The 12,842-nt window shown below is 49.2% G+C and carries 8 protein-coding genes; 5 read left to right on the plus strand and 3 right to left on the minus strand.

Translation table 11 applies throughout. From position 1 onward, the window contains the following. Positions 1-191 precede the first annotated feature (191 nt). The 5 genes from MKQ68_RS08400 (at position 192) to MKQ68_RS08420 (ending at position 8,063) form a co-directional block, all read left to right on the plus strand. Positions 192-6,026, plus strand: a complete 5,835-nt coding sequence (locus tag MKQ68_RS08400; RefSeq protein ID WP_264282902.1) for a PKD domain-containing protein — start codon at positions 192-194, stop codon at positions 6,024-6,026. Positions 6,027-6,272: 246 nt separating this feature from the next. Further along, positions 6,273-6,434, plus strand: coding sequence for a DUF1328 domain-containing protein (locus MKQ68_RS08405; RefSeq protein ID WP_244837831.1), 162 nt, complete (start codon positions 6,273-6,275; stop codon positions 6,432-6,434). A gap of 103 nt (positions 6,435-6,537) precedes the next feature. After that, positions 6,538-6,825: an Rdx family protein gene (locus MKQ68_RS08410; RefSeq protein WP_264282903.1), complete on the plus strand. Its 288-nt coding sequence runs from the start codon at positions 6,538-6,540 to the stop codon at positions 6,823-6,825. 63 nt (positions 6,826-6,888) lie between these two features. Next, complete coding sequence (locus MKQ68_RS08415; RefSeq protein WP_264282904.1) at positions 6,889-7,665, plus strand: M90 family metallopeptidase; 777 nt, start codon at positions 6,889-6,891, stop codon at positions 7,663-7,665. A gap of 11 nt (positions 7,666-7,676) precedes the next feature. Continuing rightward, the gene (locus MKQ68_RS08420) at positions 7,677-8,063 is read left to right on the plus strand and encodes a VOC family protein (protein WP_264282905.1); all 387 of its coding nucleotides are present in this window, start codon (positions 7,677-7,679) and stop codon (positions 8,061-8,063) included. A 436-nt stretch (positions 8,064-8,499) separates the two neighbouring features. Here MKQ68_RS08420 and MKQ68_RS08425 read toward each other — a convergent pair whose 3' ends face one another. The 3 genes from MKQ68_RS08425 to MKQ68_RS08435 all read right to left on the minus strand — a co-directional run bounded on the left by MKQ68_RS08425 (position 8,500) and on the right by MKQ68_RS08435 (position 12,806). Further along, positions 8,500-11,193 carry a TonB-dependent receptor gene (locus MKQ68_RS08425; protein ID WP_264282906.1) on the minus strand — a complete coding sequence of 898 codons (2,694 nt, stop codon included), beginning with the start codon at positions 11,191-11,193 and terminating at the stop codon, positions 8,500-8,502. A gap of 79 nt (positions 11,194-11,272) precedes the next feature. Further along, positions 11,273-12,181, minus strand: coding sequence for a FecR family protein (locus tag MKQ68_RS08430; protein ID WP_244837819.1), 909 nt, complete (start codon positions 12,179-12,181; stop codon positions 11,273-11,275). 103 nt (positions 12,182-12,284) lie between these two features. Then, positions 12,285-12,806: an RNA polymerase sigma factor gene (locus MKQ68_RS08435; RefSeq protein ID WP_264282907.1), complete on the minus strand. Its 522-nt coding sequence runs from the start codon at positions 12,804-12,806 to the stop codon at positions 12,285-12,287. Positions 12,807-12,842 lie beyond the last annotated feature (36 nt).

The following is a 12,842-nucleotide window of genomic DNA, read 5'->3' on the forward strand; positions in this document are numbered from 1 at the left end:
TCGCAGTTATTTTATATTCAGTGCTTTATATAGAGAAATTAAACATAAATTAAATAAAAATTTATATTTGTTTTTCTGCCAAAATTTACCATTGAATGTTAACTTTGCAATAGTTCAAAAGACCGGATATTAGGATCAACAGTGTAAGTATAGGATTGAACTTTTAACCATCATTAAAATTTTGACCTTTTGTGAAGAACCTACTGCAACTAATGCCAAAGGTACGTGCCGGTATCTTTTGCATGATCATGCTGCATATGCTGCAGCCTCGCGCCATGGCGCAAGGAGACCAGACGGCAATCAAGGCTGGCAATTTTAATGCCTGGCTACATCTGCCAGACGATTACAATTCCACTACCGAGACTTATCCGCTGCTACTGTTCTTCCACGGTGTGGGAGAAGGGGGCTCGCTGAACGCGGTATTGACGCACGGTCTACCTAAATTGATCGCCCGGGGTGCCAAAATGGAGTACACTGTGGGCGGTAAGTTATTTAAGTTCATCGTCGTTTCGCCACAGGTAAGTACAGGTGGATGGATGAATGCCGACAACCTTGACGGTGTGCTCGAATCCATTAAGAAGAATTACCGTGTCGATCTGAGCCGTATTTACATTACGGGCTTAAGCGCAGGCGGCTATGCTACCTGGAACTACCCGGCCGCCAAGCCGGAGTACGCGAAAAAGATCGCGGCGATTGCACCGGTATCTGCTGCTGGTGTTGACTACGAGAATACACTTTGTAATATCGCTACCTACGACGTGAAGCTCCGCACTTACTGCGGCAGCAACGATCAGTTTTACTACCTGGTAGATAAATACCTCACACAGATCAATGCCTGTAATCCACCAGTGAAGGCGACTTCCGTGATCACTGCCGGTGCAGGGCACACAGGTTCTTACTGGGACCAGGCCTTTGCTACAGACAACAGGTATAACACCCCGAACATGTACGAGTGGATGCTGCAATATCGCCGCACAGACGTAGGTGTTCCGGGCAATACGCTTCCTACCGCGAATGCCGGAAGCGATGTAACGATCACCCTGCCAACTGCCAGCGTTAGCCTGGACGGTTCGGCCTCAAGAGATGCTGATGGCACAATAGCTACATATTCCTGGACGAAAAAGTCCGGCCCTGCGGTAGGCACTATTACACCTGCCAACGCGGCTAAAACTTCTATTACCGGTCTTACTACGGCCGGTACTTACGTTTATACGCTTACCGTAACAGATAACGCAGGTGGTACCGCCTCCGATGATGTTACTATAATCGTAAGAAGCAGTGCAAACACTGCCCCGGTAGCGAATGCCGGTACAGCGCAGACGATTACATTGCCTACTAACACGGTATCGCTTGATGGTTCCGCGTCTACGGACGCAGAAGGTACAATTACCTATGCCTGGACGAAAGTGAGCGGCGGCACAGCTGCTATTTCTACCGCGAATGCAGCGAAAACCAATGTGACCGGTCTTGCAGCCGGCACTTACGTATTTCAACTCACCGTTACTGACGCGGGCGGACTGACTAACTCATCTACCGTGACCGTAACTGTGAATGCAGCTCCAGCCGCACCGGTAGCGAAAGTGGCAGCCAGCGCAATTTCCATTACCTTACCTACAACAACTGCTACACTCGATGGCAGCGTTTCTACCGGAACGATCACCAGCTACGCCTGGACGAAAGTATCGGGTCCTACCGGCGGTACGATCAGCACATCTTCTGCTTCTAAAACCACGGTGAGCGGTTTGCAGGCGGGGGCTTATGTGTACAAACTGGCGGTAACCAGCGCGGCTGGTACTTCAGAAGCGACTGTTACTGTAAACGTTACGGCAGCTGCCACTTCAGGCGACTGCGCGAGCTGTAAACTAACGGTTACACCCAATGCTGAAGGCGGCGTATGGATGGACCTCTCCGGTAAAGGCTTGCAGCCTGGCGACACTATCTGTATCAAAGCAGGTAAATACACTTATATTGAATTCTTTAACGCTACCGGTAGCGCGGAGAAACCATTGGTATTCATCAACTGTGGTGGTATCGTGGAATCCGGCGACGGTGGTGACCGTGGCTTTAGCTTCCGCAACGTGAAGTACTTCAAGTTTACGGGTACAGGCACCGGTGATAAATACGGTTTTAAAGCGAATGGCGCGAGCAAGTACATTCCAAGCGGCTTCTCTGCCGGTAAAGGTTGTACAGATTACGAGGTAGAACACCTCGAAATCACGAAAGCCGAAGCAGGTATTCTTTGTAAGATCAACCCCGATTGTGATCCTGAAACATGGTATCCGAACTTCGCGATCCGCAACCTGAAATTCCACGACATCTATATTCATGATGTACTGGGTGAAGGTATGTATATCGGTCACACATCGCAGAACGGCGTAACGATGACCTGTAACGGCGCCACCATTACGCAGCCTCCTCCAAGGATTTACAACTGTAAAGTATATAACGTAACAACCGACGGTACCGGTTGGGACGGCATCCAGGTATCCACAGTTCCGGAAGGACTGGAGATCTATAATAATAAGGTGCTGAATTACGGTCTCGAAAATAAAGGCAGCCAGCAGGCCGGTATCATCTTCGGTGGTGAAGGTATTGGCAGCATCCACGATAACCTCGTGAGCAAAGGTACCGGTAACGGTATCCAGGTGTTCGGCAGCACGCACATCGACGTTTATAACAACGTGGTGAACGAGGCTGGTTACGATGGTACGTCCGAAGGTCAGGATGCGATCTTTATCGACGATAAACCAACTAAACTGCTATATAAACCTATCCAGGTTTATGTATTTAATAATACCGTGGTTAAATCCAAACGTAACGGTATCATGTTCTTCAACTCCCAGGGTACGGTAGCCGCGGGCAACCTGTTCTACAATAACCTTATTGTAGCACCGGGCAGTCTGGCTACTAAAGGCACAAGAGCTTACCTGGAAGTAGACAGATCCATCGACTTTAAAGAAGCGAATAACTACTTTGAAGCCGATATCAACAACGTGAAATTCGTTAATCCTGCGGGCAACGACTTCCACCTCCAGGCTTCTTCCCCGGCGATCGACAAAGGGCAGGACCTGAGTGCGTACGGCATTAAACGTGATTTTGACGGCGAAGCTCGTCCTTACGGCGCGGCCTACGATGCAGGTGCGGATGAGTATACAGGTGCAACGCCCACTAATAAAACGCCTACTGCGAATGCAGGCACTGATATTACAGTAACGCTGCCAACCAATACCGCTTCTCTGGATGGTTCAGGTTCTACAGATGCTGATGGCAATATCGCCACCTGGGCATGGGTGAAGAAATCTGGTCCAACCGCGGGCGGTGGTGCTATCACTACAGCAGGTGCATCTAAAACCACCGTTACCGGTTTGGTAGAAGGTACTTACGTATTTACGCTCACTGTAACCGATGACAAAGGTGCTACGCACAGCGACGACGTAACTGTAACTGTGAAAGCAGCAGCTGTTAACGTAGCGCCGGTAGCGAAAGCTGGTGCGGACGTGACCATTACACTGCCAACAAACAGCGTATCGCTGGATGGCAGCACTTCTACCGACAGCGATGGCACGATCACCAAATGGGCCTGGACCAAAAAATCGGGTCCGACTGCAGGTGGCGGCACCATTACTACGGCTGCTGCGTCTAAAACGACAGTAACCGGTTTGCTGGAAGGTACTTACACCTTTACATTGACTGTTACCGACGACAAAGGTGCTACGCACAGCGACGACGTAACTGTAACTGTGAAAGCAGCAGCTGTTAACGTAGCGCCGGTAGCGAAAGCTGGTGCGGACGTGACCATTACACTGCCAACAAACAGCGTATCGCTGGATGGCAGCACTTCTACCGATAGCGATGGCACGATCACCAAATGGGCCTGGACCAAAAAATCGGGTCCGACTGCAGGTGGCGGCACCATTACTACGGCTGCTGCGTCTAAAACGACAGTAACCGGTTTGCTGGAAGGTACTTACATCTTTACGCTCACTGTTACCGACGACAAAGGTGCTACGCACAGCGACGACGTGGTGATCACTGTAAAAGCGGCTGCGAATGTTGCCCCGGTAGCGAAAGCAGGTGCAGATGTATCGGTTTCACTTCCAACCAATACCGTAGCGCTGGATGGTGGTTCATCTACCGACAGCGACGGCACGATCGCCAAATGGGCCTGGACGAAACAGAGCGGCCCGACTGGTGGTGCTATCGCATCTCCCGCTGCTGCTAAAACAAATATTACCAGCCTTATCGAAGGCACATACGTTTACCGGCTGACGGTTACCGACGATAAAGGTCTTACTCATTTTGATGATGTAACCATTACCGTTAAACCAGCAGCTGCGAACGATGCACCAACGGCTAATGCAGGTGCAGATATCACGATCACCCTACCAACATCATCTGCAGCATTGGATGCCAGCGGGTCTACAGACACAGACGGTACCATTGCAAAATATGTATGGACGAAAGTATCTGGTCCGGCAGGCGGCGCCATCAGCAATGCTGCGGTAGCAAAAACAACCGTTACCGGCCTGTTGGAAGGTACTTATGTATATGCTGTAACGGTAACCGATAATAATGGCGCCACTGCCACCGACGAGGTAACAATCGTTGTGAAAGCAGCAATCGCCAACGTGAAGCCTGTAGCCAATGCCGGCAGCACGCAAACGATCACGCTGCCTACTTCGGCGGTATCGCTCGACGGATCGGCTTCTTCCGATGCTGACGGTAGCATTGCATCTTACCAATGGAAGAAAACCAGCGGTCCTGCAGGAGGTGCTATTGCCAATACTTCATCTGCCCGTACGAACGTAACTGGTCTTACAGAAGGTACTTATGTGTTTACATTGACAGTAACGGATGATGGTGGATTAACTTCTACTGCGGATGTGACTGTGGTTGTGAGCCCTGCGCCCAACAGGCCGCCGGTAGTTTACGCTGGTGCGGATATTACGATCACGCTGCCAACGAATTCAACCACGCTGGACGCAAGCCTGTCTTACGACCCTGATGGTGCCATCGTGAACTATTCCTGGAAGAAAACCAGTGGTCCGAGCGGATTCGCATTTGCAAACGGCAGCAGCGCCAAAACGCTCGTAACAAACCTGGTGGCCGGCACTTACGTGTTTACGGTTACAGCTACGGACGATAAAGGCCTTACTGCTTTCGACGATATCATTGTAACCGTTCAGGCGATAAATAACGCTGCACCGATCGCCAATGCTGGTCCGGATGTATCGATTACGTTGCCTGCCAGCGAAACGCAGCTTAACGGCTCTGGCTCGCTCGACACAGATGGCACGATCGCCTCCTACAAATGGGTACAGGTGTATGGTCCGGCTGCTTCGATTGCGAACAGCAATGTGGCTAATACTTCGGTAAGCGGCCTGGCGCAAGGTGAGTACATTTTTGAACTGACGGTAGTAGATAATAACGGCGCAACGGCATCTGACCGTATCACCATCCTGGTGCTGGCTGAGCCTAATGGAAAGCCAGTAGCAAATGCAGGTGGCGATCGCACCGTAACGCTTCCATTTACCGCGCTTGAATTGGACGGTACAGGTTCTTACGATACAGACGGCACCATCACCGGTTACAGCTGGAAAAAGATCTCTGGTCCTGCGGAAGGTGAGATCGTAGGCAGCAACGCTGCCGGTCCTAACCTGGTGGGCTTGGTGGCAGGTGTATACGAATTCGAACTGACCGTTACAGATAACAAGTTCGAAACGGCTACGGATGTGGTGAGAATCACGGTGAAAGCCCCTGAAGACGAACCGGTACAAATAAACATGTATCCGAACCCAGCCAGGGACAATCTCCGTGTAGAACTGAAAAATAAGGAGCTGAAAAACGTCACTGTCGTGATCTACAACTCCTTCGGGCAGGTGGTTAAAATGATCCGGGTGGGCAATACAAACGGCGGTTGGCATAACAACATCCAGATCACCGATCTTGCTAGTGGCGTATATGTGTTGAAGGTTGACGCTGATGGCGTGAAGTACGCGAAGATGTTTATTAAAGCCGGTCACTAAGTTTAGTTACCGCAACTTATAGTCGAAGGCCTTTACCGGTATAAGCTGGTAAAGGCCTTCGTGTTTTTAGTGCATATTGCGTGGAAAATACCACGATCGATCCTGGTGGCAGCTGTTTGTGTGGTGATTGTAACATGTTGATATATTGATCGTTACAGCGCATTTTTCGTTTTGGAATGATCCTTGTAAAACTGTATACAGACTATTAATTGTTTACACATTGTTTCACCTTAAAACCTCTTAGTTATGTTACGTTGGGCAGTTATATTTTTTATCGTAGCGATTATCGCAGCCATTTTTGGATTCGGTGGTATCGCAGCTGGTGCAGTATCTATTGCTAAGATCCTGTTCTTTGTTTTCGTAGTACTGTTCCTCATTTCCTTGATCTCAGGACTGGCTAGAAGATAATTATATTATTTCTTCCTTTTGCAGAAGGCTGCTTACGATAACGCGTTATCGTAAGCAGCCTTCTGCTTTGTTATTACAGTCGTGAAAGCTTACATTTACAAGCATGAAACCAGTTGTTACCATTACGTATTGCCCGAAGTGTGGCTGGCTGTTGCGGGCGGCTTATATGGCCCAGGAACTGTTAACTACATTCGAAGAAGATCTTGGCGGCGTTACGTTAAAGCCGGCTGAAATTGCGGGTAGTTACCAGGTTTTCGTGGATGATTTTATGCTGTTCGATCGTAAGCGGGAAGGGCGTTTCCCCGACATTAAAGAGCTGAAACAACTCGTGCGCGATCGGGTTAATCCTGGTAAAAGTCTGGGGCATTCGGACCGCAAAACAGAAGGTTAAAATCGGCAGGAGAGGGGCTCCTATCCTGCTTCAGCATTGTATTTAAGCATCATTTAAGGACTTATGGAACCGGGATATTTTTTAGGGATTGTAGTGTTGATCGTCGTGCTGGTCATCTGGCGGCGTAAATCCAAACAGCGTGCGCGCAAAGAACTGGCTGTGCCGTCTAACTATATTGAATTGCTGGCGCAAACGGTCCCATATTATCAGCGGTTAAGCGATCCCGAAAAGTCGCGGTTTGCCGCGCAGGTAAAATCTTTTTTAGAAACCGTGAACATCGAAGGCGTAAGGACCAGCGTGGAACCGCTGGACCGCATACTGGTAGCTGCAGCATCTGTTATTCCGTCCTTCGGTTTCCAGGACTGGAAATATTTCAACCTCACGAATATTATTTTGTACCCGGGCGCATTTGACGAGGAATATCGTTTGGATGGCGAGCGTCGACCGATTGCCGGTATGGTCGGCAGCGGCGCTTTGAACGGGCAGATGTTGCTTTCACGGCCAGCGGTGCGTGCAGGCTTCTTTGACATTCATGGTAAACATAATACCGCTGTGCACGAATTCGTGCATTTGCTGGATAAGGCGGACGGTATCGTGGATGGCGTGCCTGAAAAATTCTTGCGCCACACACAAACCGAGGAATGGGAACAAATTGTAGCGCATGAAATTGAAATGATCGATCAGGGTGAGTCAGATATTAATCCGTACGGCGCCACCAATCATGGCGAGTTTCTTGCGGTGGCATCGGAGTATTTTTTTCAACAGCCCGAACGGATGAAGGAAAATCATCCTGATCTGTTCCGGATGTTGTCGCTGATATTTCATCAACAACTCGCATAAAACCTCACATCATGTCAAACGCAAAAATTCCACTAGGCCACCAGACCGTCGTTCCATATCTGATCCTGGATGGCGCCGCCAAATTCCTGCAGTTTGTGAAAACCGTACTCAACGCCGAAGAAAAATACAATTATCCGCGTGAAGAAGACCCTGCGAAAATTATGCATGGCGAAGTGCGCATCGGTACCGCGACAATCATGTTTGCTGATGCGACCGACAAATACGGCGTTCAAACCGCTGGCTTGTACGTGTACGTTGATGATGCTGACGCCACCTACAAAAAAGCCCTCGCCGCCGGTGCCGAATCTGTCACTGAAATGGCTGACCAGCCGTACGGCCGTTCGGGCGGTGTTAAAGATCCGACTGGCGTAACCTGGTGGTTGACGACTGTTAAGTAATTGATCGCCAGTATCTTGTTTCTAACTTTCCTCTCATAATTTATATTATGTTAAATAGATGATTCTAGGTTTCGGTAAGGTATCCTCGGATTACAAGCTTTTATGTTAAATAGATGATTCTAGGTTCCGGTGAGGTATCCTCGGATTACAACCTTTTATGTTAAATAGATGATTCTAGGTTCCGGTGATGTATCCTCAGATTACAACCTTTCTGGCTTTGTCAGTCGTTCATCTTGCCTTATAAGTATGTTTGCAATTTGATAGCTGTAAGTCCTATCCTGTTTATCTGATTCGCATGGCTGTCGGGAATTGCAGTTTGTTTTGGCAGCAAAAGTTCCCATCGTAAAATAAAGTCCTGTGCATGTTTCGATTAATCTGATAAAAAAAAGGCGCCCGCAACTGCGAGCGCCCAGTACAAACAATAAATAAAAAATCCTTAAAACTTCACAGTCACGTTCGCATTCATGTTGAACGGCAATTGCGGCGTTAACACGCCCTGTCCCGCAAAATAAAGTTGATCGGTCAGGTTGTCGGCCTTCACGCCCAGCCTGAAACGTTTGGTATCGTAAAACACGGTCGCGTTAAGGATTGTGTAAGATGGCAGCGTGAATATGCCCGTAACAGTTGTGTTAGACGTCAAATGTTCTCCGACGTAGTTGCCCCCTATGCCCACACCCAGGCCTTTCACTTTGCCACGGGGTTGCGTATAACTGATCCAGGCGTTTGCCAGGTTCGCAGGACCTGCAGATGGCGGACGGCGGCCTTCCACGTTCGATGCTGCTTTCACCAGTTTGCTGTCATTATAGGCGTAGCCAGCAAGCAAGTTCAATCCGGGTAATGGATTGGCGATGAGTTCGAATTCAATCCCGCGGCTGTCTTGCGTGCCGTTCTGTACAGTGATGTCATACCTTGTTCCTTCCACGGTGATGGATTCCTGCCGGGTCATATTGTCGACAGTGATATCGTAGTAGCTGGCGGTAAAACTCAGTTTACTGCGGAACAGGTCCAGTTTCACCCCTCCTTCAAACTGATTAGCCTGTTGTGGTTTCATGGCGCCTGACAGTCCGGGTAACGACTGTGTTACGGGCTGTACGTAAGCAAAGCCGTTCATGTAGTTGGCGAACAAACTGATCTGCTCTTTTACTACCTGGTACACCAAACCGAATTTAGGCGATACGGCAGATTTGTCGAACTTGCTGTTGACTATCGGCTGATTGGTGGCGTGATTAATTGTTCCTTTCGAGCTGAATTTGTCGAGACGAACACTCATCATCGCGAGTAAACGATCGGTTACATTTATAACGTCCGACGCATACACGCTGAATATTTCGCTGGAACCGTGATTACGCGTCGGCGCCAGCGTAGAGCTGTTCAAACGTGCGTCCAGTGCGTAGCGGGATATTTTTACATAGTTCGGATCAGCAGCCAGGCTGCCATCTACAAAGTCGAACGCGATGTATGGAGAATTATCATTGCTTACACGCATATTCACGTAATCAAAACCTACGACCAGCCTGTTACGCAGCGTACCAATCCTGAAATCGCCGGTAAAGTTCTGTTGGATGTCGATCGCGGTATTGCTGGTGTTTTGCAGGCTCACTGTTCTTTCCAGTGAATCTTCACTCGCCGCTTTGCGGATAAACTGGTATTGATAATAGCCGTCAGACTTACGGGTATTGGTAGAAATGATCGTCTGCGACGTCCACTGGTCGGAGATTTTATACAGCACTTGCGCACGGGCGTTCATCGTTGGGTTTTTCATCGTGATGTCGCTGCTCGTGTACGAACGTTTCCAGTCAAAGTTCAGCTCATCCGGTGACTGCGCAATAAACGGACGCACACGATTGAGGAAGATCGACGAAGGATTCGTGCTTTCTGTCTGGTAAAACTCCGCGTTCAGGAAGATGTTCAGCCGGTCACCCGCGCGGTAATGTAAGGCCGGGGCGATAAACATCGATTTCCTGAAACCCGCGTCCTGCCAGCTGCTTGTATTCTGATAAGCTGTGTTCACGCGAAACAGCAGGCTGCTGTCTTTACTCACCGGCCCGTGTACATCGGCGGTAATACGGTTCAGGTTGAAGCTGCCCGCAGTATAACTCACCTCGCCGCCGAAAGCTTCCATCGGTTTCTTCGATACAATGTTGATCAAGCCGCCAAAGGAAGTGAGCGTGCTGCCGTAAAGTGTGGCAGACGGACCTTTCAGCACTTCTATCCTTTCGATATTGGCCGGGTCGATCTCCCCGTTGGTTTGTCCGGGTACGCCATCCATCATCGACGCTTCCGTCCGGAAACCCCTGATGGTATATGACGATGTTCCGTCCGTATTGATGCCGCGGTTACCCTGAATTTTGTAAATGCCCGGCATATTTTTGATCGCGTTGCCAATATCGGTAATCACCTGTTCTTTGATCAGCTCAGAAGAAACGGTGGTATATACTTGCGGATTCTCCAGGTTTTTGATGGGCAGTTTGGCGATATTGTTACTCTCTTTTTTAGCGAAACGACTGCGGTTCGCATTCACCTCAAACTGTTGCAGCTGGCGGCTGTTGGCGTACAGGGAAAAATCTGCGGTGATAAGTTTACCATCCGTTAAATTGATTTGCTGCGTTAATGGCGGCAGCCCTGGATATTGCAGCTCCAACATGTACGAACCGGCCGGCGCCTTCAGGATGTAGATACCATTGTCGTCGGTCAGCGTGCTGACGCCGGCGCCTTTCAGGGTTACTTTTGCACCCGCTGCAGGCTCACTGTCGACCGTCATTACCTGTCCGCGCACCTGGCCACTTTCTTTTCTGGATATTTCACGAACGGTGATCTGGTTGCCTGTAAACTCAAAACGCAACTGCGCTTTACCACTTACATCCGCCAGAATATCTTTTAAGCTACCGCTGGTATTACTAAGCGTAACCGTCTTATCGATGCCGGAAAATTTGTTGCTGTAAATGAAACTGAATCCTGACTGGCGCTCAGCTTCTTCCAGCAAGGATTTAACGGTAATGGTAGCACGACTGATATTGATTTGCTGCTGACTGTTTTGGGCAGACAACTGCATCGAACTAAAAATAAAAGTGATGGCGAGCCATAGGGACACAACATTGCTGCTGGCTATCTTAAAGCCATTAATTTTCATATTTTTGAATGTTTTTAAATGATGACGTATGTGTTGTTTAGGAACAGTGGCCGGATGTGTTGCGAGCGCATCCGGTTTTTTATCTCGTAACTGTTACACGTTTCTCCTGCAGTTTGAATTTAACATCTGTTGTTTTTTCTATTAAGGATAATATTTCTTCCAGTGAACGGCTGCTAAACTTGCCGCTGATCGTTTGCGGCGTTAATGGCTCAGCTATCTCAAACGTAACGCCGTAGCGGCTTTCCAAAGCTTCAAATACTTCTTTCAACGGCGTATTGCGAAAGTGTAGTAGGTTGCCCGTCCAGCTAAGCACCACGCCCGTATCAGCCGTAATCGCCGGTGATATTTCTTTACTGGCGAGCGTATAAGTTAGCTGCTGACCGGGCATCAGGGCCACCTGCTGCGCTGCGGTAGAGAATTTGATCTTGCCGCTCGCGAGCGTCAGTTCTAGCGTCGACTGCCGGGTGTATTTTACATTGAAGCTGGTGCCCAATACCTGTATTCGCCCCTCTCCCGCCGTTTCCACGAAAAACGGCCATTTTGCATCCTGTGCAATATCAAAGAACGCTTCACCTGCTAGCAATTTCACCGTACGCTCATCACGGAACGCGCTCGGGTATTGTAAGGTTGTGCCGCCGTTAAGTTGTATCACGCTGTTATCGGGCAAGGTGATTCTTACTTCCTTCCCACCCGGGTTGTTGATCGTTTGCCAGGTAATGGCTGTTGAAGACCGGTTCAATGTGACGTAAAGCGTGGTCGCGACGGCGAGTAAAGTGGCTGCCGCCGCCGCCATACGCAGGTAAGGGCGTCGATCACGTACATTTATTTTTTGACGTAATGACTTCCAGATCGCCTTGCCTGTAGCCTCATTGACGGGCGCACCGGGTGTAGGCAACGGCTCGTGCGTACCGAGCCAGCGCTCGATCTCGGCCGCTTCGCGTTCGGTACATTCTCCGGAAAAGTATTTGTCAAGAAGCTCCTTGTTCATAGGTGCTGTGTTATAGCATTTACCTATAAGTTCCCGGAATCGGCATCAGGGTAAAACAAGTAAGGAATAATTATTTAGGAATGACATGGGGTTGACAAACGGCCTACAGGTGGTGCTTCAATTTCTCTTTAAGTTGATGACGGGCATTGCTTACATAATACTTCACCATCTGCACCGACCGTCCGGTTTTTTCTGCAATCTCTTTTTGGGATAGACGTTCAGATTGGCTGAGGAGGAAAATCTCTTTGCCAGGTTCCGGCAGTTCGTCGATCGCCTGGCTGAACCCGAGTTCCAGCTCCTTATAGGCCATCGGCTGCCGCGTTTCCAAAGTCTCAACGGGCGTGGGTATGCGATTGATGCGCTGCTGACTGCGATGCTGATTTCGCAGGTGCTGAAAAGCCTTCAATTTGGCGGAACCATGCAGGTAATGGGAAAGCTCGGATTGCAGGCAAAGTTCTTCTCTCCGTTGCCATAACGAATAGAAGATGTCCTGCGTTAATTCCTCCGCATCCGCTTCGGACGCAGTGTATTTAAGCAGTACGTTATACACGCTTTGCCAGTAAGTATCGAAGATGGTTTTGAAGGCCAGCTCATCCCCGCTCCTAAGCCTGTTTAGTAAATCCATACCGGCAGCAATGATAGTAAACCATGCGGAGGCCGG

The sequence above is a fragment of the Chitinophaga horti genome, assembly GCF_022867795.2.
Classification (GTDB): Bacteria; Bacteroidota; Bacteroidia; order Chitinophagales; family Chitinophagaceae; genus Chitinophaga; species Chitinophaga horti.